At 51.6% G+C, this 20,102-nt stretch carries 21 protein-coding genes; 1 reads left to right on the top strand and 20 read right to left on the bottom strand.

The annotated features are described in order from the left end of the window. Nucleotides 1-131 precede the first annotated feature (131 nt). On the top strand, nt 132-752 hold the full coding sequence (locus CLV80_RS13105) for a 2OG-Fe(II) oxygenase family protein (RefSeq protein WP_106358389.1): 621 nt from the start codon (nt 132-134) through the stop codon (nt 750-752). Nucleotides 753-805: 53 nt separating this feature from the next. Here the strand turns inward: CLV80_RS13105 and CLV80_RS13100 are convergent, their stop codons facing one another. From CLV80_RS13100 to rpoC, 20 genes are all read right to left on the bottom strand, one after another. Continuing rightward, nucleotides 806-1,357: a peptidoglycan-binding domain-containing protein gene (locus tag CLV80_RS13100; RefSeq protein ID WP_106358388.1), complete on the bottom strand. Its 552-nt coding sequence runs from the start codon at nt 1,355-1,357 to the stop codon at nt 806-808. A gap of 202 nt (nt 1,358-1,559) precedes the next feature. Next, nucleotides 1,560-1,973, bottom strand: coding sequence for a 50S ribosomal protein L16 (gene rplP, locus CLV80_RS13095; protein ID WP_106358387.1), 414 nt, complete (start codon nt 1,971-1,973; stop codon nt 1,560-1,562). A 12-nt stretch (nt 1,974-1,985) separates the two neighbouring features. Continuing rightward, the gene (gene rpsC / locus CLV80_RS13090; RefSeq protein ID WP_106358386.1) at nt 1,986-2,690 is read right to left on the bottom strand and encodes a 30S ribosomal protein S3; all 705 of its coding nucleotides are present in this window, start codon (nt 2,688-2,690) and stop codon (nt 1,986-1,988) included. Next, nucleotides 2,690-3,070, bottom strand: a complete 381-nt coding sequence (rplV, locus tag CLV80_RS13085) for a 50S ribosomal protein L22 (protein ID WP_090194821.1) — start codon at nt 3,068-3,070, stop codon at nt 2,690-2,692. Before rplV ends, rpsC begins: the two co-directional genes overlap by 1 nt. Nucleotides 3,071-3,073: 3 nt before the next feature. Next, on the bottom strand, nt 3,074-3,352 hold the full coding sequence (rpsS, locus tag CLV80_RS13080; protein ID WP_008236480.1) for a 30S ribosomal protein S19: 279 nt from the start codon (nt 3,350-3,352) through the stop codon (nt 3,074-3,076). 2 nt (nt 3,353-3,354) lie between these two features. Next, nucleotides 3,355-4,197: a 50S ribosomal protein L2 gene (gene rplB, locus CLV80_RS13075; RefSeq protein ID WP_106358385.1), complete on the bottom strand. Its 843-nt coding sequence runs from the start codon at nt 4,195-4,197 to the stop codon at nt 3,355-3,357. A gap of 147 nt (nt 4,198-4,344) precedes the next feature. Then, entirely contained in the window at nt 4,345-4,767 is a 423-nt protein-coding gene (locus CLV80_RS18820) for a HEPN domain-containing protein (RefSeq protein WP_106358384.1), read from the bottom strand. 10 nt (nt 4,768-4,777) lie between these two features. After that, nucleotides 4,778-5,395, bottom strand: coding sequence for a YdeI/OmpD-associated family protein (locus CLV80_RS13065; protein WP_207766583.1), 618 nt, complete (start codon nt 5,393-5,395; stop codon nt 4,778-4,780). Nucleotides 5,396-5,506: 111 nt separating this feature from the next. After that, nucleotides 5,507-5,803 carry a 50S ribosomal protein L23 gene (locus tag CLV80_RS13060; RefSeq protein WP_106358383.1) on the bottom strand — a complete coding sequence of 99 codons (297 nt, stop codon included), beginning with the start codon at nt 5,801-5,803 and terminating at the stop codon, nt 5,507-5,509. Next, complete coding sequence (gene rplD / locus CLV80_RS13055) at nt 5,800-6,420, bottom strand: 50S ribosomal protein L4 (protein ID WP_106358382.1); 621 nt, start codon at nt 6,418-6,420, stop codon at nt 5,800-5,802. The genes CLV80_RS13060 and rplD overlap by 4 nt, the downstream gene beginning before the upstream one ends. Further along, on the bottom strand, nt 6,410-7,147 hold the full coding sequence (rplC, locus tag CLV80_RS13050; RefSeq protein WP_106358381.1) for a 50S ribosomal protein L3: 738 nt from the start codon (nt 7,145-7,147) through the stop codon (nt 6,410-6,412). Before rplC ends, rplD begins: the two co-directional genes overlap by 11 nt. A gap of 12 nt (nt 7,148-7,159) precedes the next feature. Next, nucleotides 7,160-7,471, bottom strand: coding sequence for a 30S ribosomal protein S10 (gene rpsJ / locus CLV80_RS13045; protein ID WP_106358380.1), 312 nt, complete (start codon nt 7,469-7,471; stop codon nt 7,160-7,162). A gap of 159 nt (nt 7,472-7,630) precedes the next feature. Then, entirely contained in the window at nt 7,631-8,413 is a 783-nt protein-coding gene (locus CLV80_RS13040) for an AbiJ-NTD4 domain-containing protein (protein ID WP_133169778.1), read from the bottom strand. A gap of 189 nt (nt 8,414-8,602) precedes the next feature. Continuing rightward, nucleotides 8,603-9,778: an elongation factor Tu gene (tuf, locus tag CLV80_RS13035; protein WP_106358362.1), complete on the bottom strand. Its 1,176-nt coding sequence runs from the start codon at nt 9,776-9,778 to the stop codon at nt 8,603-8,605. 69 nt (nt 9,779-9,847) lie between these two features. Further along, nucleotides 9,848-11,965: an elongation factor G gene (gene fusA / locus CLV80_RS13030; protein ID WP_106358378.1), complete on the bottom strand. Its 2,118-nt coding sequence runs from the start codon at nt 11,963-11,965 to the stop codon at nt 9,848-9,850. Nucleotides 11,966-11,980: 15 nt separating this feature from the next. Continuing rightward, on the bottom strand, nt 11,981-12,451 hold the full coding sequence (gene rpsG, locus CLV80_RS13025) for a 30S ribosomal protein S7 (protein WP_106358377.1): 471 nt from the start codon (nt 12,449-12,451) through the stop codon (nt 11,981-11,983). A gap of 12 nt (nt 12,452-12,463) precedes the next feature. Beyond that, nucleotides 12,464-12,835 carry a 30S ribosomal protein S12 gene (gene rpsL, locus CLV80_RS13020; RefSeq protein ID WP_093990610.1) on the bottom strand — a complete coding sequence of 124 codons (372 nt, stop codon included), beginning with the start codon at nt 12,833-12,835 and terminating at the stop codon, nt 12,464-12,466. Between the two features lie 265 nt (nt 12,836-13,100). Then, nucleotides 13,101-14,000, bottom strand: a complete 900-nt coding sequence (locus CLV80_RS13015) for a DMT family transporter (protein ID WP_106358376.1) — start codon at nt 13,998-14,000, stop codon at nt 13,101-13,103. 53 nt (nt 14,001-14,053) lie between these two features. Continuing rightward, complete coding sequence (locus tag CLV80_RS13010) at nt 14,054-15,634, bottom strand: glycosyltransferase family 2 protein (protein WP_106358375.1); 1,581 nt, start codon at nt 15,632-15,634, stop codon at nt 14,054-14,056. A gap of 126 nt (nt 15,635-15,760) precedes the next feature. Continuing rightward, nucleotides 15,761-20,011 carry a DNA-directed RNA polymerase subunit beta' gene (gene rpoC / locus CLV80_RS13005; RefSeq protein WP_106358374.1) on the bottom strand — a complete coding sequence of 1,417 codons (4,251 nt, stop codon included), beginning with the start codon at nt 20,009-20,011 and terminating at the stop codon, nt 15,761-15,763. Nucleotides 20,012-20,102 lie beyond the last annotated feature (91 nt).

Raw genomic sequence — 20,102 nt, 5'->3', positions numbered from 1 at the left:
TCATCCCCCAATAAAGCAACCCCTGTTTGGACATTGAACCTCTTGGCTTCATGTCCCACCACAGGCTAGCCCCCCCCTTACGACCGCACGTTGCTCTCGCCCCCGACAAAACCATGCGGTATGATTGCGCCATGTCTAATATCAAATCGCTTTTCGTGACCCGCCTATACCACGCCGCCCTGTCCGAACACGGCGCGATTGACCCAGCCGAGCTGGAAAACTCTTGCCTTGTCATCGCTGACGATGACGAGGCTGGCCAAGAATGGTGCGAGGAACATGGCTATCCCGGCTACACGTCCTATGCATCGCTCACCGACCTGCCATGGCGCTTTCCGATCTTTGCTGATCTGGTGAAGTCGCTCGACACGCACGTTGCGGCATTTGCCAAAGACCTTGAACTTGATCTTGGCGACAAAGAACTGAAGCTAGAGGATATCTGGATCAACATCCTGCCGCCCGGCGGAACGCACTCCAGCCACATCCACCCGCATTCGGTGATCAGCGGCACGACCTATGTCGCTATGCCAGAGGGCGCGAGCGCGCTAAAGCTTGAAGATCCACGACTGCCCATGATGATGGCCGCTCCTACCCGCGTCAAAGGCGCTCGCGAAGAACTGCGGCCCTTTATTTATGTAAAACCTGCGGTGGGTGATGTGCTGTTATGGGAAAGCTGGTTACGTCATGAGGTGCCAATGAACATGGCCGAAGAAGACGAACGTATATCTGTCAGTTTCAACTATAGCTGGGGCTGACGACCCGCTGAACTACATCCCCACCGACAATACGGCGGGGATGTATTGGTCAGTTACGAAAACCAGCCTTTAACTTTGCCCCAAGCAGATTTAGGCGGCTCAGCCTTTTCTGCTTCGGCAGAGGCAACTACTTCAACACCATCAAGCTCTGGCAGCGGCTCTGCTTCGAAGTGTTCTTCGTCGGGCTGCACGGCGGCCATTTCCACGACTTTCTCAGTCACGACATCTGCAAATGTTGTTAGCTTAGATAGGGTCGTCGGCCCCGCCATACCGTCAGCTTCGAGGCCGCTCTTGGCTTGGAATTCAGCTACAGATTTCGCCGTACCCGCGCCAAAGATACCGTCAGCACCAATGCCAAGGCCTTCTTGTAGTTTCTTAACCTGCGCGCCACGTGAACCTTTGCGCAGCAGGATCAATTCAGGCAAGCCAATCGCAGCAAAGGTATCTGGACCAGCAATGCCATCAGCCGCCAGGCCATTCGCTGCTTGCCATTCTTTCAGTGCTTTTTCAGTACCGGGACCAAAGTCACCGTCGGCAGTAACACCAAGTTTCGCCTGAAGGCGTTTAACAGGAGCGCCTTTAAGGCCGCGTTTCAAAATAGACATATTGTTTTCCCTGTGTCTGTAAATCTGGTGCAGGTCTGGCCTGCAACATGAGGCTACACCGAACATGTAAAACCTGTGAGGGGAAAACTTGGGCGACCGACGCACACTCGTCGTCAATTGGGCTGTACTCACAATAAAACCCCCGCTGATTTCTCAACGGGGGTTTCAATTTCGCAGACGTCGGGAGCGAACTCCCTACGGCTTACCAGTCTTCACGAACAACAGTACGTGTTTTGATCGGCAGCTTCATCGCAGCAAGGCGCAGTGCTTCGCGTGCGATGTCTTCGTTGACGCCATCAATTTCGAACATCACGCGGCCAGGTTTAACCTTGCATGCCCAAAAATCGATAGAACCTTTACCTTTACCCATACGAACTTCGACAGGCTTAGATGTAACAGGTGTGTCAGGGAAGATACGGATCCAAACGCGGCCTTGACGCTTCATGTGACGCGTCATTGCACGACGTGCAGCTTCGATCTGACGCGCTGTGATCCGCTCTGGTTCAATAGCCTTCAGGCCATATGTACCAAAGTTCAGGTCAGAACCGCCCTTTGCTTCACCACGGATACGGCCTTTGTGCAGTTTCCGGTGTTTTGTACGCTTTGGTTGTAGCATTTATCTAGCTCCTTAGCGACGGCCAGCGCCGCGAGGGATGGAACCCTCTTGCAGCTCGGCGTGTTTACGATCGTGCGCTGACGGGTCGTGCTCCATGATATCACCTTTGTAGATGAATACCTTGATGCCGATGATCCCATAAGGTGTCATAGCTTCGAACAATGCATAGTCGATGTCTGCACGCAGTGTGTGCAATGGAACGCGACCTTCACGGTACCATTCAGTACGCGCGATTTCTGCGCCGCCAAGACGACCAGCAAGGTTGATACGGATACCCAAGGCACCCATGCGCATTGCGTTCTGAACCGAGCGCTTCATAGCACGACGGAAAGAAACACGACGCTCAAGCTGCTGACCGATGGATTCAGCAACAAGTGCTGCGTCCAGTTCAGGCTTGCGCACTTCAACGATGTTCAGGTGCAGTTCCGATGCAGTCAGTTTAGCAAGCTTCTGACGCAGACCTTCGATGTCTGCACCTTTCTTGCCAATGATCACACCAGGACGTGCAGCGTGGATCGTAACGCGGCACTTTTTGTGCGGACGTTCGATGATCACGCGGCTAATACCAGCCTGTGCACATTCTTTTTTGATGAAGTCTTTGATCTTCAGATCTTCTAGTAGCAGATCACCATAATCTTTGGTGTCAGCGTACCAGCGGCTGTCCCAGGTGCGGTTGACCTGAAGACGCATACCGATAGGGTTTACTTTGTTACCCATTATGATTGCTCCTCAACTTGGCGAACCACAATTGTGATTTCCGAGAATGGCTTGATGATCTTACCAAAACGGCCACGTGCCCGCGGACGACCGCGCTTCATGATCAGGTTTTTGCCGCAATATGCTTCTGCAACAACCAATTCATCAACATCTAGGTTGTGGTTGTTTTCAGCATTCGCGATGGCAGACTGAAGACATTTCTTCACGTCATCTGAAATCCGCTTCTTGGAGAAAGTCAGGTCAGTCAGAGCCTGCTCAACTTTCTTACCACGGATCAGTGCCGCAACGAGGTTTAGCTTTTGTGGCGAAGTACGGAGCATGCGCAGTTTTGCACGTGCTTCATTGTCGGCCACGCGGCGGGGATTATTATCCTTGCTCATGGCTTATTTCCGCTTCGCTTTTTTGTCAGCTGCGTGGCCATAATAGGTGCGTGTTGGTGAATACTCACCGAACTTTTGACCGATCATGTCTTCAGAGACGTTAACAGGGATGTGCTTCTTGCCGTTGTACACACCAAAAGTGAGACCAACAAACTGAGGCAGGATAGTTGAACGACGAGACCAGATTTTGATCACTTCGTTGCGACCGCTTTCGCGTGATGCTTCTGCCTTTTTCAAGACATAGGCGTCGACGAACGGGCCTTTCCAGACGGAACGAGCCATAATTACCGACCCTTCTTCTTGGCGTGACGCGAACGTACGATAAGACGCTGCGACGCTTTGTTTTTGTTACGGGTACGCTTACCCTTGGTGTCTTTACCCCAAGGTGTCACAGGCGTACGACCACCAGATGTCCGGCCTTCACCACCACCGTGGGGGTGATCGATCGGGTTCATCGCAACACCACGAACCGAAGGACGGATGCCTTTGTGGCGCATACGGCCAGCTTTACCGAAGTTCTGGTTAGAGTGGTCAGAGTTCGACACAGCACCGACAGTTGCCATGCATTCCTGACGTACCAGACGCAATTCGCCAGAAGACAGGCGGATCTGCGCATAGCCACCGTCACGACCAACGAACTGTGCGTATGTACCAGCAGCACGAGCGATTTGACCGCCCTTACCGGGTTTCATTTCGATGTTGTGAACGATCGTACCGATAGGCATGCCTGAGAAAGGCATCGCGTTACCTGGCTTAATGTCAGCCTTGGCAGATGCGATCACCTTGTCACCAACAGCCAAACGCTGAGGAGCAAGGATGTAGTTCTGTGTACCGTCTTCGTACTGGATCAGCGCAATGAATGCGGTCCGGTTCGGGTCATATTCAATACGTGCAACAACAGCGGACATGTCCAGCTTGTTACGTTTGAAATCAACGATACGGTAAAGGCGCTTTGCACCCCCACCAATGCGACGCATTGTGATTCGTCCGGTGTTGTTCCGGCCGCCCGATTTCGTCAAACCCTGTGTGAGGGCCTTGACTGGACGTCCTTTCCAAAGCTCCGAACGGTCGATCAGCACCAACCCACGTTGGCCTGGCGTCGTCGGCTTATACGACTTTAATGCCATGTTAGCTTCTTCCGTTTGCTTAGGAGGGCCTGTTTCCAGACCCCGAAGTTATAGGCCCCCGTAGGTGCCCTGAGTAATAAAAGCGCAGCCCCGGACGAATCCGAGGCTGAGCGATTGCTGGCGTATAGCGGGGGACGGGGGCGGTGTCTAGCCTTCTTCAAAAGCCTTAACAAAAGACCCGACGACATATTGAGCCACTCTGTGGGACTCATACACATCTAACAACGTAGCGGAAGTCGAGCGCTCATGTGCATATGCGTTTCTCCACTGGAATAAGTTGGTGTAACTTCCCATCATATCTTTTCTAAAACGTCGTTCCACAACAGGTCGGCGCTCTGCAATTATTCTGTGATATGTAGTGGCGTTCTTGGGAGCCTCCGCGTGCTCCCACCTCGACAACCCAAAACGAACTGAATACGCTTTTAGGTCATCACCAGAAATCCTAGCGTTGGATTTATGAAAGTCTCCCTCAACATATTTCAAGTATTTTGGGTGAACCTTGGAGGCATATTCCATCAAAGTTGACTTCACAATACCCTCATAGGTTGCAACAATGGTCACCGCAAACATTCCTGCGAGTTCATTTCGAATTCCCTGCAATGATCTTATCCCGAAACTTTGCAATCCTGTTTACCCGCGTTGCTGATTGCTTGGCGCTGTTCAGGTTGATCACATAGCTTTTTTGGCGGCCCGGCGTCAGGCTGTGGAATGCTTCGGCCAGTTCGGGGTCATCGTCGAGGGCGGCGATCAGTTCTTCGGGCAGCTCTAGTTCGCGTTCGACCTTGCGCGGTTTGATCCCTGCTTCGGCAAAGCCCTTTAGCTCGGCCAGATAGGATTGCATCACCGGGCGCAGACGCTGCACGTCATCTGCAGATGTCAAAAACACCACGCTTGGCGTGGCGCTATTCGGGCCACTTGGCTTCAGTACGCCTTCGGGGTCTTTCAACAGGGACGCATTCATAAACGTCAGGCGAAAATCGCCCTTAAACGCGCCGATCAGTGCGATGTTGCGCCCCGCATGCATATAGCACGGGTGACCCCACTTGACCGTTTCTTCCAGCCCAGCATCACGGCAGGTATCGCGCAGCACCGCCAGACCGTCCGCCCAAGTGGTCGTTGAACAGGCCGGCGTGTCAAAGCGTGAACAACGCCCGCAGCCCTTGGTAAAATAGTCTTCAATTTCGGTTATCATCGTCATGGCTTGCCCTCGGGTTGGCTGTGATTACGAGTACGGTCATTTGCAGGCAATGCGCAACGAAAAAGGCCCCCGGCAATCGCCGAGGGCCTTTCCCAATACTATCCGACGAGTTTACAGGCCAGTCGAGACGTCGATGGTGTTACCCTCTTCGAGAGTAACGTAAGCCTTCTTAACGTCTTTACGGGTGCCGAGCGAACCGCGGAAGCGCTTCACTTTACCCTTAGTGATTGTTGTGTTGACCGCTTTCACCTTCACACCAAACAGAGCTTCAACAGCTTGCTTGATCTGTGGTTTGTTTGCTTCGATCGCAACTTCGAAAACAACAGCATTAGCTTCAGAAGCCATTGTTGCTTTTTCAGTGATGATCGGCTTGCGGATCACATCGTAGTGTTCTGCTTTCGCGCTCATGCTAAACGAGCCTCCAGTGCTTCAACACCTGCTTTAGTCAACACAAGTGTGTCGCTGCGCAGGATGTCGTAAACGTTAGCACCCTGAGAAGGGAGAACGTTCAAGGTTGTGATGTTAGCAGCTGCCTTTTTGAAGTCAGCACTGACTTCGGCGCCATCGATGATCAACGCACGCTTCCAACCCAACGCACCAACCTGTTTGGCCAGAGCAGAAGTTTTGGTGTCTGTGACATTGATGTCGTCGATGATGACCAGCTCGCCTGCTGCCACTTTCGCGGACAGAGCGTGCTTAAGACCCAGCTTGCGGAACTTTTTGGTCAACTCGTGGGCGTGGCTACGTGGGGTTGGACCCTTGTAAATACCACCCGAACGGAAGATCGGAGCACCACGAGAACCGTGACGTGCGCCACCAGTACCTTTTTGGCGATAGATCTTCTTAGTCGAGTAAGACACTTCGGAACGACCAAGCACATCGTGTGTACCAGCCATTGCCTTGTTACGCTGCCAGCGAACAACACGGTGCAAGATGTCCTTGCGTGGCTCAAGACCAAAGATCTCGTCGTTCAGTTCGACGGAACCGGCTTTACCACCGTCCAGTTTGATTGCATCAGCCTTCATTGTTTTCGCCTCCCTCAACTGGAGCATCGGTTTGATCAGCTGCCGTAGCTGCTGTGCGCAGTGCCGCAGGGTATGCAATACCTTCAGGAGCAGGCTTCTTAACCGCGTCCTTCAGAGTAACCCAACCACCTTTGGAACCGGGAACAGCGCCTTTGACCATGATGATACCACGGTCGGCATCGGTCTTAACGACTTGCAGGTTCTGAGTAGTGACTTTCGCCGCACCCATGTGACCAGCCATTTTCTTGCCTTTGAAAACCTTACCGGGATCCTGACACTGACCAGTTGAACCGTGCGAACGGTGAGAGATCGAAACACCGTGTGTCGCGCGCAAACCACCAAAGTTGTGGCGCTTCATCGCACCAGCAAAACCTTTACCGATCGATGTACCACATACATCAACGTACTGGCCTTCGAGGTAGTGATCAGCAGACAGCTCAGCGCCGACTTCGATCAGGTTTTCTGCGGACACCCGGAATTCCGCAACCTTACGCTTAGGCTCAACCTTTGCAGCGGCAAAGTGACCGCGCATCGCTTGGCTTGTGCGTTTAGCTTTTGCAGTACCTGCGCCCAACTGAACAGCTGTGTAGCCGTTAGTTTCAGTTGTACGCTGTGCGACAACCTGCAGGTTTTCGAGAGAAAGAACGGTCACAGGAATCTGCTTGCCGTCTTCCATGAAAAGCCGGGTCATGCCGACTTTCTTTGCGATAAGTCCTGTACGGAGCATCTAAGACCCTCCTTAAACAGAAATCTGGACGTCAACGCCAGCAGCGAGGTCGAGCTTCATCAGCGCGTCCACTGTCTGTGGTGTTGGGTCAACGATGTCGAGAAGACGCTTGTGCGTACGGATCTCAAACTGATCGCGAGATTTTTTGTCAACGTGTGGGCCACGCAGAACAGTGAATTTTTCAATCTTGTTCGGCAGCGGGATTGGACCACGTACAGAAGCGCCAGTGCGCTTTGCTGTGCTAACGATTTCCTGTGTGCTTGCATCAAGCACCCGGAAATCAAACGCCTTAAGGCGGATGCGGATGTTTTGGCTCTGAGCCATATTCATCACCCCTATTTAGGGCCTAGATCGGAGAGGAAGACCGTCGCTCATCGAAGGCCCTCATCGCGTCTTTCATCCAACTTAAAAAGGGCACGCGGAGCGCACCCTTATTGGATTTGGCTGCTATAGGGGGAGTCGGCCGGTGTGTAAAGGACGATTTTATACTTTAGGAATACTCACGAGGTATTTGCAGTATGCGCTTGATAGGTGGACAATGAGCTGCGCATCGTCTGCTGTTGGAACCTTTGTTGGACTGACATGTCGCCCAAAGTTTGATGAATAGCCCCACATCTTCTTGAGTGCTTCGTCCAAAGGCTTTGGCAGACCAACTTTGGTCGCCAGAGAGTTGAGATCGCCTTCACTACCGTGAATGTATCGTAGAGTGACTTCAAGTGCTCCTAATGCGTGGTGAATTGCCCCCGTTAGATCCGCTTCCGGTCTTCGAGAGAGGTCCGCAAGAGCCTCTCGTATCTCTCTTTGAGCCACATCGAAACCAGTAGCCCCTAATACGGAATGAGAACTTGCCACAGCGCCCTCAAAATCTGCGTCCCCTCGCATCACTACCCCTTCGTGAGCCATGACCTGCCAACCTGCACCAATATCTTCAAAGATTGAGTTAATCTTCCCCGCAAACTCAACTGCAGCGTCGTAGCCGCGTCGATCCTCAATGTAAGAGACTAAATCTTCAACTGCATCGTAGACTTTATACCATTCGGCGTCACCTATCAGCCCCATGACTTCATCACGAATATTTGGTATTTCGCTCCAATTGTAGGAGTCAGGTGCTTGAACCAAAGTTCGGCACAGACACGTGCGAATTTGGTCGTAATTTAGAAAATCATAGGCGCACTGGATGATTGCATACCGAAGGCCTTCAGGTGCTGCCTCTCGAAATCTAATCGCTGGATTTGACGAGTAACCATGTTTCTTTGAAAAAGACACTTTCGATATCCATCTAACGAATAATTAATTCGTATCATACATTCGCACCCAAAGAGAAAAAAGGCCGCTTCTTTCGAAGCGGCCTTTGTGTATTGAGTAACTCCTGAGTGGGTTCTCGGTGATTGCTTCGCATTCACCTGTCACCCACGCGGTGCGTTTGCGGCCCTAGGGCCGCAAGCCGCTCCGGAATTATTCTACGATTTTAGAAACGACGCCGGCGCCGACTGTGCGGCCGCCTTCGCGGATCGCAAAGCGTAGGCCGTCTTCCATCGCGATTGGTGCGATCAGCTCAACATTGAACTTCAGGTTGTCGCCTGGCATGACCATTTCTGTGCCCTCAGGAAGAACAACAGTGCCTGTCACGTCAGTTGTACGGAAGTAGAACTGTGGACGGTAGTTCGCGAAGAATGGTGTGTGACGACCGCCTTCTTCTTTGGTCAGAATATAGGCTTCTGCTTCGAACTTTGTGTGTGGGTTCACTGAACCTGGCTTACACAGAACCTGACCACGCTCAACTGCTTCACGGTCGATACCGCGCAGAAGAACACCAACGTTGTCGCCTGCTTCACCGCGATCAAGCAGCTTGCGGAACATTTCAACACCAGTACAGGTGGTTTTTTGTGTTTCACGGATACCAACGATAGACAGTTCGTCACCAACGTTCACAACGCCACGCTCAACACGGCCAGTCACAACTGTACCACGACCAGAGATCGAGAACACGTCCTCAACCGGCAGCAAGAACGGCATGTCAACCGCACGTGCAGGTGTTGGGATGTAATCGTCAACAGCAGCCATCAGCGCTTTGATTGAGTTCGCGCCGATTTCTTCGTCACGCTCTTCCATCGCAGCCAAAGCTGAGCCTGGGATCACTGGAATGTCGTCGCCTGGGTACTCGTAAGAGGACAGCAGTTCACGGATTTCCATTTCAACCAGCTCAAGCAGCTCTTCGTCGTCTACTTGGTCAACTTTGTTCATGTAAACAACCATGTACGGGATGCCAACTTGGCGACCCAACAGGATGTGCTCACGTGTTTGTGGCATGGGGCCGTCAGCCGCGTTCACAACCAAGATCGCGCCGTCCATTTGCGCCGCACCAGTGATCATGTTCTTGACGTAGTCGGCGTGGCCGGGGCAGTCAACGTGTGCGTAGTGACGTGTTTCAGTCTCATACTCAACGTGCGCAGTAGAGATCGTGATACCACGGGCTTTTTCTTCGGGCGCGCCGTCAATCTGGTCGTAGTCTTGGAAATCACCAAAATACTTTGTGATCGCCGCAGTCAGGGTCGTCTTACCGTGGTCAACGTGGCCAATTGTACCAATGTTAACGTGCGGTTTTGTACGTTCAAACTTTTCCTTAGCCATGATGGCCTCCTTGGATATTCAAATTATGTGATGCCCCGGGACAGGCCCGGGGCTCCTAACCCGAAAGGGTTAAGCGTATTTCTTTTGGATCTCGTCCGACAGGTTCTGCGGTACGGGTTCGTAGTGATCGAACTGCATTGTAAAGTTCGCACGGCCCGAAGACATCGAACGCAATGTGTTGATGTAGCCAAACATGTTCGCAAGTGGAACAAAACAGTCAATCGCAATCGCGTTACCGCGTGTGTCTTGACCCTGAACCATGCCGCGACGTGATGTCAGATCACCGATGATGCCACCGGTATATTCTTCAGGTGTAATCACTTCGACTTTCATGATCGGCTCGAGCAGTTTCGCGCCAGCTTTACGCATACCTTCACGCATACACATACGTGCAGCGATTTCGAATGCGAGGATGCTGGAGTCAACATCGTGGAATTTACCGTCAAGCAGCTCCACTTTGAAGTCGATCACAGGGAAGCCAGCCAATGGGCCGCTGTCCATGACGGACTTGATGCCTTTTTCAACACCGGGGATGTATTCCTTAGGAACGGCACCACCAACGATCTTGGACTCGAACGAGTAACCTTCACCAGGCTCTGTAGGCATGATGTTCAGTTTTACTTCACCGAACTGACCTGAACCACCAGACTGCTTCTTGTGCGTGTAAGTGTGCTCAACAGCGTGACCAATGGTCTCGCGATATGCCACCTGAGGCGCACCGATGTTCGCTTCGACTTTGAATTCGCGACGCATACGGTCGACAAGGATGTCGAGGTGAAGTTCGCCCATACCTTTCATGATGGTCTGACCTGATTCCAGATCAGTTTCCACACGGAAGGATGGATCCTCGGCAGACAAACGCTGTAGCGCAAGGCCCATCTTCTCTTGGTCGCCTTTTGTTTTAGGCTCAACGGCGATCTCGATCACAGGATCAGGGAACGTCATTGTTTCAAGAACGACAGGCTCGTTGATCGAGCAAAGTGTGTCACCTGTTGTCGTGTCCTTCAGGCCACCAAGCGCGATAATGTCACCAGAGAATGCTTCGCTGATTTCATCACGGTCGTTGGAGTGCATGATCATCATGCGGCCAACGCGCTCTTTTTTGCCTTTAGTCGAGTTCAGGAAGTTGTCACCCTTTTCCAATTTACCAGAATAGATCCGTGTAAATGTCAGGGAGCCCACGAATGGGTCATTCCAGATTTTAAACGCAAGCGCAGAGAACGCCATGTCATCGTCCGCACGGCGGGCAATGTCACGAACTTCGTTTTCGTCACCGGGTTTAAAGCCCATGTAGTCAACAACATCGAGCGGGCTTGGCAGGTAGTCGACAACAGCGTTCAACAGAGGCTGAACACCTTTGTTTTTGAACGCAGAACCACCTAGAACAGGCACGAATGACATGCTTAGCGTACCCTTACGGATCAGCTTGCGCAGTGTTGGAACGTCAGGTTCGTTACCTTCCAGGTATTCCATCATCGCGTCGTCGTCTTGCTCAACGGCTGCTTCGATCAGTTTACCGCGCCATTCGTCAGCCTGGTCTTTCAGGCTGTCACGAATAGGTGCTTTGATCCAAGATGCGCCAAGGTCTTCGCCTTGCCACAGCCACTCTTCCATAGTGACGAGGTCAACCAAGCCTTCAAGCTCAGTTTCTGCGCCAATTGGGAAAGCGATAGGAACAGCACGCGCACCAGTACGGTCTTCAACCATGGCAACGCAGTTAAAGAAGTCCGCGCCGATTTTGTCCATTTTGTTGACAAAAACCATACGTGGAACTTTGTAGCGGTCAGCTTGGCGCCAAACAGTTTCTGTTTGCGGCTCAACACCAGCGTTAGCGTCAAGAACACAGACGGCACCATCAAGAACCGCCAAAGAACGTTCAACTTCGATTGTAAAGTCAACGTGGCCAGGGGTGTCGATGATGTTCAGGCGGTGCTTTGGGCTATCAGCAGTTTCACCATCTTCTGTGCGTTCCCAGAATGTGGTTGTCGCAGCAGACGTAATAGTAATTCCGCGCTCTTGCTCCTGCTCCATGTGGTCCATGGTTGCAGCGCCGTCGTGCACTTCGCCGATGTTGTGCTCTTTACCTGTGTAATACAGGATCCGTTCAGAACATGTGGTCTTACCGGCGTCAATATGCGCCATGATGCCAAAGTTCCGGTACAGTTCGAGAGGATACTCGCGTGCCATATCAGATGTTTCCTATTACCAGCGGTAGTGGCTGAACGCTTTGTTCGCGTCGGCCATTTTGTGGGTGTCTTCACGCTTTTTAACGGCTGTACCGCGGCCATTCACGGCATCGATCAGCTCGCCAGAAAGACGTTCTTCCATTGTGTTCTCGTTGCGTGATTTCGCAGCTTTGATCAACCAACGGATGGCCAAAGCCTCACGGCGCTCAGGGCGCACCTCAACAGGAACCTGGTATGTTGCACCACCGACGCGGCGCGAACGCACTTCGACGGAAGGCTTAATGTTTTCAAGCGCCTCGTGGAACACTTCCACAGGTGCTTTCTTCAGCTTGTCTTCAACGCGATCGAATGCGTTGTAGACGATACGTTCAGCAACGGCTTTTTTGCCGTCAACCATCAGGTTGTTCATGAACTTGGTCAGGATGATATCGCCAAACTTTGCGTCTGGCAGAACTTCGCGTTTTTCAGCGGCGTGACGACGTGACATCTAATCTTTTCCTTACTTAGGACGCTTCGCGCCGTACTTAGAACGACGTTGCTTACGGTCTTTGACACCTTGGGTATCAAGCACACCGCGCAGAATGTGGTAACGCACACCTGGCAAATCTTTTACACGGCCGCCGCGGATCAGAACCACAGAGTGTTCCTGAAGGTTGTGGCTTTCACCCGGGATGTAAGAGATGACTTCGAAACCGTTGGTCAGGCGCACTTTGGCAACCTTACGCATCGCAGAGTTTGGTTTCTTTGGTGTCGTTGTATAAACGCGCGTACAAACGCCGCGTTTTTGTGGGCAAGATTCCAAGTGCATTGACTTGGATCGTGTAACCTTTGGCTGGCGCGGCTTGCGGATCAGCTGCTGAATCGTTGGCATCGTTTGATGTTCCCATCTATTCACGTGTGTGCCCTCTTACGAGGACGGTTTCTAAAAATACTTTTCGTCTTCGAAAAGCACAAAAATTCCGCAGTCGAACCCTTACCGGAGGTTCGGTGCGGTTGGGCTACAGAGGAACAAGACAATAGGCGTCCGGTTCTTGACCACTCAACTTTGATATCGGAACAAAAGAGGGAATTCCCCTAGTCCGGATGAGCGGCGTATAGGGGGAGTCGGAATGCCTGTCAACAGGCTGGGTGGTGCGTCATCGCCCAGACGGCACTGGGACGCGACGCACGCGATAGCGGCTTTCGCGGTACAGCGTAAACAGGCCAGTCGCGACGACAATAGTTGCACCAATGATAGTTAACATATTGGGCCATTCCCCAAACACTACAACCCCAAGAACCAGCGCAACGACCAGACTGGTATAGCGAAACGGCGCGACAAAGCTGATCTCGCCCCAGCGCATCGCGGTGACCGAAAAGATGTATCCGCAGATCAAGAAACCCGTTGCACCCAACAATTGCAACGTTGCCTTGGTCGTAAAGGGAACGGTTTCGGTGAACAGCGATCCAATGCCACCAAGCATGGTAACACCAACTGCTGCGATCAACGCAACAAATACTGACGGCACATCCCGCGACATTCGGCGCACGACGACATCTCGTAAAGTGATACACGCGACAGCGGCCAAAGCATACATACTGAATAGATTGAAATCCGCCCCACCCGGCTGAATGATTAACAGAACGCCGGCGAAACCAATGCTAATTGCTGCCATGCGACGCCAGCCAAGTGGTTCGTTTAAGAAAATCATCGCACTGAGGCTAACGGTCAACGGAAGCGACTGCAAAATCGCGCTCACATTTGCGATGGGCATGTTGAACAAGGCGGTCAGAAAGAAATAAGTGCCCCCTACTTCACCTAAGCTGCGCAGCGTAATCAATCCCCACTCGCGACGCGGCAGATCAAAGCGCAGCTGCCCCATCATACGGCACATAATCAACAAACAAATTATCGCCCCAACACCCCGCCAAAGGACGGCCTCAAACAGAGGAATTTCGTCCGAAAGCGCCTTCATGAAAGCATCATTCACCGTGTAAGCGCACATGCCCCCCATCATAAGAAGCGCACCGCGAATATTTTCTGAAATTGGAGCCATTATCAATCAGTAGCATGTGCAATCGATAGCGCAAGGCACCTTGGAAAACGACATTAACGAACGTCAGCAAACCATGGAATAACCGTGGAGAATAATTGCGGCGTCATTAACCCAGGAGAGACCAAAAATTCCGCCATACGGCCCACTGTTCGCACTGGCTTCGCAAAAACTTCGACGTCATGATAAATCATGCGCCCACGGTAGTCATCGAACAATACCCGCGTCTCTTGCTTAATATTCATCAATGTCGCCGCAAAACAAGCCTTACGAAAACGCCCGTCAATCAGAACAGTATCGACCTTATTCGAAATCGGGTCGTCCCATACTTCCATGGGGTAACGCCAGTATTGGTCTGATCTTCTACGGGTTTGCGGGTATCCCCATTCTTTTGTCGCTCCGATGTTAATGTGCATCGCAACAGCTGTCGGCTGAACGTGGGTCGCGCTCAAAACGTTGTTCAGACTTTCTGCCCATCGGGCATCTGATTCAACTGAAACACATGGAATACCTAATTCGGCTGCCAATCGTGTCGAGCCGCCACTACCATATTCTATTATGCCTTGCGCTATTTTATAAGTTTCACGCACGAACTCTTGTTCTTTGTCGGGAAACGAAAGCGGAAAATCAGTGGGGGATAGTGCGGCGTCAGTAGGCATGGGTTCATTACCTTTAGGTTGGATGTTCGCATTATAGGTATCTTCAATGGCTTGTAGCTCACCAGAGATATCACACTCCGCGATCAACTCATTCTTGGTGTTTTCAACAGCATGCTCCCAGCGCAATATTGACAAATCAGTCGTCTCGTTTTTGTTATTTTCTTTATAGAAATCATCAGTGTGTCGGGGACTATAGTTTATTTTTTGTTTGTGCCCTCTACCACGTATTTTCTTCATCTCAAAAGATAGCGGATCGCGAACAATATAATGATTGATTTGCGCAATATCATAGCCAACTTCATCATCTAAAAGAAACGCGTAAGCATCATCGCCATTTTCAAGCCATGACTGATGACGCCGCCGAGCTCGTGCGTTCGTCGACGCGCCTAATTCATGGCCTGACCCAACAATAAAACTCGACAGCTTGGCAGCCCCCGGAACGACTTGGCATCTATGGAGGAACGGCGAAAAACCATTTGTCAGGTTTCCAACCTTAAAAAGGGTTTTGAACTGCGTGTAGGAAGATTCAACTTCGCACCGCGTAAACGTATTATTGATATATGATCCAGAAAATTTATCTTGCCCAGAGTCGCCAAATAAACGCCAATTGACCAACATACCTTCAACGGAACGTTTTTCGAGATAATCAACCAAAGCTGAGACGCGACCATCAGCCAGCTTTACGTTAAGGTACTCGTCTGCGTCCAAAAAAATCGCCCAGTCACCGTCGACTAAATATCGCAGATCATGAACCATCTGTACCGCACTTTTTTGAGGCGACATATCTTCGGGAACGGTTTGGTCGAAATGGTGAATGATACCCGCATCCGATAGCTTTTTTAACAGTGGGTATGATCCATCGGTACAATCATTGGTGACGATACAAATACGATCAAAACCAATGCTCTTATGATATGCGATCCAATCAAATAGGAATGGGCCTTCGTTGCGCATCGCAGAAAACAAGACAACGGCCATACTTCATTCCTTATAAATTCCGGCTAAATTGTAGATAATTACCTCTCATAGTTCCAGTACAGTAGTTATTCTAAAACGAAAAAGGCCCCCGCAATGCGAGGGCCTTTTCAATTCATTTTTGCGTATTTACGCGTTGCCTTCCGGCGTATCGACCGCAAGATCGCTGAACACGTCGCTTTCGGAAACGTCGTTTGACGATTCCATTGGCGCAGCAAGAGCAGCAGCTTTTTCAGCTTCAATACGACGCGCATCAAGTACAACGTTGTCACGGTCAGCAGCCACTTTACGCATTTGCTGTGTCGCGCCACCAGTACCCGCAGGGATCAAACGCCCCACGATGACGTTCTCTTTGAGGCCGATCAGTTTATCACGTTTGCCCTGAACCGAAGATTCGGTCAGTACGCGTGTGGTTTCCTGGAACGACGCCGCAGAGATGAACGAACGCGTTTGTAGCGATGCCTTGGTGATCCCCAAGAGGATCGGCTCACCTGTTGCCGGACGGTCGCCGCGTTTCAGCGCCTTCGCGTTGGCCTCATCAAACTCAGCCTTATCGACGTTCTCGCCTTTCAGCAGAACAGTATCACCGCTGTCTTGGATTTCCCATTTCTGGAGCATCTGACGCACGATGACTTCGATGTGCTTATCGTTGATCTTAACACCCTGCAGACGGTAAACGTCCTGAACTTCGTCGATCATGTAGTCAGCCAAGGCTTCGACACCCATAACCGCAAGAATATCGTGCGGCGCAGGGTTACCATCCATGATGTAATCGCCCTTTTGGACAAAGTCACCTTCCGCAACTGGGATGTGCTTGCCCTTAGGCACCATGTATTCGACCTTAACTTCTGCATCATCAGAAGATTCAATCGCGATACGACGCTTGTTCTTATAGTCCTTGCCAAAGCGCACGTAGCCATCGATTTCCGCGATGATTGCGTGGTCTTTTGGACGACGCGCTTCGAACAGTTCAGCAACACGTGGCAGACCACCGGTGATGTCCTTGGTCTTGGCGCCTTCACGCGGGATACGCGCAACAACGTCACCAGCCTTGATTTCCTGACCGTCTTCGACAGACAGGATGGCATCAACAGACATACCGTAGGCGACAGGGTTACCGTCGTCTTTCAGCATCACTTCACCATCAGCACCGGCAACGATGATTTTTGGTGCAAGCTCGTTGCCTTTTGGTGCTGCGCGCCAGTCAGACACGATGCGCTGGGTCATGCCCGTTGCATCATCGGTATCTTCACGAACTGCGATGCCGTTAACCAGATCGACGTATTTCGCCGTACCAGATTTTTCAGCAATGATCGGCAGAGTGTATGGATCCCATTCGAACAGCTTGTCGCCGCGCAGGATATCCTGACCTTCTTTGACGAACACCTTAGAACCGTAGCCAACCTTGTGGTTAGCAAGCTCTGTGCCTTCAGCATCTGTGATCGACAAGACCATGTTCCGGCCCATGACGACCATTTCACCAGCAGCATTTTCCAGCAACGACGCGTTGTCGAAGCGGATTTTACCCGGCTGAGAAGCCTCTTGGAACGACTGTTGACCACCCTGCGCAACACCACCAATGTGGAATGTACGCATTGTCAGCTGTGTACCTGGTTCACCGATGGACTGCGCCGCGATGATGCCGACAGCTTCGCCGATGTTCACGCGTGTACCACGTGCAAGGTCACGACCGTAGCACATTGCACAGACGCCATCTTCGGCTTCACAGGTCAGCGGGCTGCGGATGCGCATTTTACCAATTGCGGCAACGTCGATCATGTCGGCTTTGCGTTCGTCGATGAGTTCACCAGCTTCGACGATAACTTCGTCTGTGCCCGGCTTCAGTACATCGTCAGCAGACACACGACCAAGGACGCGTTCAGCCAATGACGATACGACCTCACCGTCGTTTACGGCGGCTTCAGCAGTGATCGCACGATCCGTACCACAATCGATCTCGCGAACGATGCAATCTTGTGCAACGTCGACCAGACGACGTGTCAGGTAACCAGAGTTCGCAGTTTTCAAAGCGGTATCTGACAGACCCTTACGGGCACCGTGGGTCGAGTTAAAGTACTCGAGAACGGTCAGACCTTCTTTAAAGTTCGAGATGATCGGCGTTTCGATGATTTCGCCGTTTGGCTTAGCCATCAGACCACGCATACCACCCAGCTGTTTCATCTGCGTAACAGAACCACGCGCACCAGAGTGTGCCATCATGTAGACCGAGTTGGGCTCGTTTTCAGCGCCGTTCGCATCGCGACCAGAATCTGAAATTGTAGACATCATCGCATCAGTGACTTTGTCGTTGGCCTTTGACCATGCATCAACAACTTTGTTGTACTTTTCACCCTGAGTAATCAGGCCGTCCATGTACTGCTGTTCAAAGTCTTTCACGAGGTCACGTGTTTCGCCAACCAGTTCCCACTTGTTATCAGGGATAACCATGTCGTCCTTACCGAACGAAATGCCAGCCTTGAACGCTTCGCGGAAGCCCATGGTCATGATCTGGTCACAGAAGATCACCGATTCCTTCTGACCACAGTAGCGGTAGACGGTATCAATAACTTGCTGAACTTCTTTCTTACGCAGCAGACGGTTCACCAAGTCAAACGGTGCTTTGGTGTTCATCGGCAAAAGACCACCAAGACGCATGCGGCCAGGTGTGGTTTCGAAGCGGATCATCACTTCGTTACCTTCTTTGTCGATCTGCGGCATACGTGCGCTGATTTTAGCATGCAGGTGCACTTCACCAGCGTTCAAAGCATGTTCGACTTCTTCGATGTCGCGGAATTCCATACCTTCGCCCTTCATGCCTTCGCGCATGATGGTCGTGTAGTACAGACCCAAAATCATATCCTGTGAAGGAACGATAATTGGCGCACCGTTGGCAGGCGACAGAACGTTGTTCGTAGACATCATCAAGACGCGTGCTTCTAGCTGGGCTTCCAGCGAGAGAGGCACGTGAACAGCCATTTGGTCACCGTCAAAGTCAGCGTTAAACGCAGAACAGACAAGCGGGTGCAGCTGGATCGCTTTACCTTCGATCAGGGTGGGTTCGAACGCCTGAATCCCCAAACGGTGCAGCGTAGGCGCACGGTTCAAGAACACTGGGTGCTCGCGGATCACCTCGTCCAAGATATCCCAAACTTCGGGACGCTCTTTTTCGACCAGCTTTTTCGCCTGTTTTACAGTAGAAGACAGACCCTTTGCTTCAAGACGCGAATAGATGAACGGCTTGAACAGCTCGAGCGCCATCTTCTTCGGCAGACCACACTGGTGCAGCTTCAGCTCTGGACCAGTCACAATGACCGAACGACCAGAGAAGTCGACGCGCTTACCCAAAAGGTTTTGACGGAAGCGACCTTGCTTACCCTTCAGCATGTCGGACAGCGATTTCAACGGACGCTTGTTTGCGCCAGTGATAACGCGACCACGACGACCGTTATCGAACAGCGCATCAACAGATTCCTGCAACATCCGCTTTTCGTTACGAACGATGATGTCAGGTGCGCGCAGTTCGATCAGACGCTTCAGTCGGTTATTCCGGTTGATAACTCGGCGATACAGATCGTTCAGATCGGATGTCGCAAAGCGGCCACCATCCAGCGGCACCAGTGGGCGCAGCTCTGGTGGGATCACAGGGATCACAGTCATGACCATCCACTCAGGACGGTTGCCGGATTCCAAGAAGCTTTCAACGATCTTCAAACGCTTGATGATCTTCTTCGGCTTCAGTTCACCTGTCGCTTCTTTCAGATCAGCGCGCAGTTGGTCTGCTTCGCCTTCCAGATCGATCTGGGACAACATTTCGCGGATCGCTTCAGCGCCGATGTTGGCTTGGAACGCATCCATGCCGTACAGATCCTGCGCGTCGTTGAATTCTTCTTCGGTCATCAGCTGACCGTAGGTCAGGTCTGTCAGACCGGGTTCGATCACAACGTAGTTTTCGAAATACAGAATACGTTCCAGATCACGCAGTGTCATGTCCAGCATCAGACCGATACGGGACGGCAGCGATTTCAAGAACCAAATGTGTGCAACAGGTGCGGCCAGTTCGATGTGACCCATACGTTCACGGCGAACTTTTTGCAGCGTAACTTCGACACCACATTTTTCGCAGACAACGCCGCGATATTTCATGCGCTTATATTTGCCGCACAGGCATTCGTAGTCTTTGATTGGGCCAAAGATACGCGCACAGAACAGACCGTCGCGCTCTGGCTTGAACGTACGGTAGTTAATGGTCTCTGGCTTTTTGATCTCACCGAACGACCACGACAGGATGCGCTCTGGAGATGCCAAAGACACCTTGATTTCGTCAAACGTTTTAGCCGGTGTGAGCGGGTTAAACGGGTTGTTTGTCAGTTCCTGGTTCATCTTCAATTCCTTGAATTGGGTGCAGTGGGGAGAGGGCGGGCGATGGTTTTTCTAGAAAAACCATCTGACCCTAAGAAATTTCTAGAAATTT

It is taken from the genome of Yoonia maritima, assembly GCF_003003285.1.
Taxonomy (GTDB): domain Bacteria; phylum Pseudomonadota; class Alphaproteobacteria; order Rhodobacterales; family Rhodobacteraceae; genus Yoonia; species Yoonia maritima.
The sequence above is the reverse complement of the archived record's forward strand: the minus strand, read 5'-3'. Positions and strand labels throughout refer to the sequence as shown.

Bases quoted from the DNA above. Each gene is read 5' to 3' on its own strand.
- CLV80_RS13105 (WP_106358389.1), top strand. From the start codon at position 132: ATGTCTAATATCAAATCGCTTTTCGTGACCCGCCTATACCACGCCGCC.
- CLV80_RS13100 (WP_106358388.1), bottom strand. From the start codon at position 1,357: ATGTCTATTTTGAAACGCGGCCTTAAAGGCGCTCCTGTTAAACGCCTT.
- rplP (WP_106358387.1), bottom strand. From the start codon at position 1,973: ATGCTACAACCAAAGCGTACAAAACACCGGAAACTGCACAAAGGCCGT.
- rpsC (WP_106358386.1), bottom strand. From the start codon at position 2,690: ATGGGTAACAAAGTAAACCCTATCGGTATGCGTCTTCAGGTCAACCGC.
- rplV (WP_090194821.1), bottom strand. From the start codon at position 3,070: ATGAGCAAGGATAATAATCCCCGCCGCGTGGCCGACAATGAAGCACGT.
- rpsS (WP_008236480.1), bottom strand. From the start codon at position 3,352: ATGGCTCGTTCCGTCTGGAAAGGCCCGTTCGTCGACGCCTATGTCTTG.
- rplB (WP_106358385.1), bottom strand. From the start codon at position 4,197: ATGGCATTAAAGTCGTATAAGCCGACGACGCCAGGCCAACGTGGGTTG.
- CLV80_RS18820 (WP_106358384.1), bottom strand. From the start codon at position 4,767: ATGTTTGCGGTGACCATTGTTGCAACCTATGAGGGTATTGTGAAGTCA.
- CLV80_RS13065 (WP_207766583.1), bottom strand. From the start codon at position 5,395: ATGACGATGATAACCGAAATTGAAGACTATTTTACCAAGGGCTGCGGG.
- CLV80_RS13060 (WP_106358383.1), bottom strand. From the start codon at position 5,803: ATGAGCGCGAAAGCAGAACACTACGATGTGATCCGCAAGCCGATCATC.
- rplD (WP_106358382.1), bottom strand. From the start codon at position 6,420: ATGAAGGCTGATGCAATCAAACTGGACGGTGGTAAAGCCGGTTCCGTC.
- rplC (WP_106358381.1), bottom strand. From the start codon at position 7,147: ATGCTCCGTACAGGACTTATCGCAAAGAAAGTCGGCATGACCCGGCTT.
- rpsJ (WP_106358380.1), bottom strand. From the start codon at position 7,471: ATGGCTCAGAGCCAAAACATCCGCATCCGCCTTAAGGCGTTTGATTTC.
- tuf (WP_106358362.1), bottom strand. From the start codon at position 9,778: ATGGCTAAGGAAAAGTTTGAACGTACAAAACCGCACGTTAACATTGGT.
- fusA (WP_106358378.1), bottom strand. From the start codon at position 11,965: ATGGCACGCGAGTATCCTCTCGAACTGTACCGGAACTTTGGCATCATG.
- rpsG (WP_106358377.1), bottom strand. From the start codon at position 12,451: ATGTCACGTCGTCACGCCGCTGAAAAACGCGAAGTTCTGCCAGACGCA.
- rpsL (WP_093990610.1), bottom strand. From the start codon at position 12,835: ATGCCAACGATTCAGCAGCTGATCCGCAAGCCGCGCCAGCCAAAGGTT.
- CLV80_RS13015 (WP_106358376.1), bottom strand. From the start codon at position 14,000: ATGGCTCCAATTTCAGAAAATATTCGCGGTGCGCTTCTTATGATGGGG.
- CLV80_RS13010 (WP_106358375.1), bottom strand. From the start codon at position 15,634: ATGGCCGTTGTCTTGTTTTCTGCGATGCGCAACGAAGGCCCATTCCTA.
- rpoC (WP_106358374.1), bottom strand. From the start codon at position 20,011: ATGAACCAGGAACTGACAAACAACCCGTTTAACCCGCTCACACCGGCT.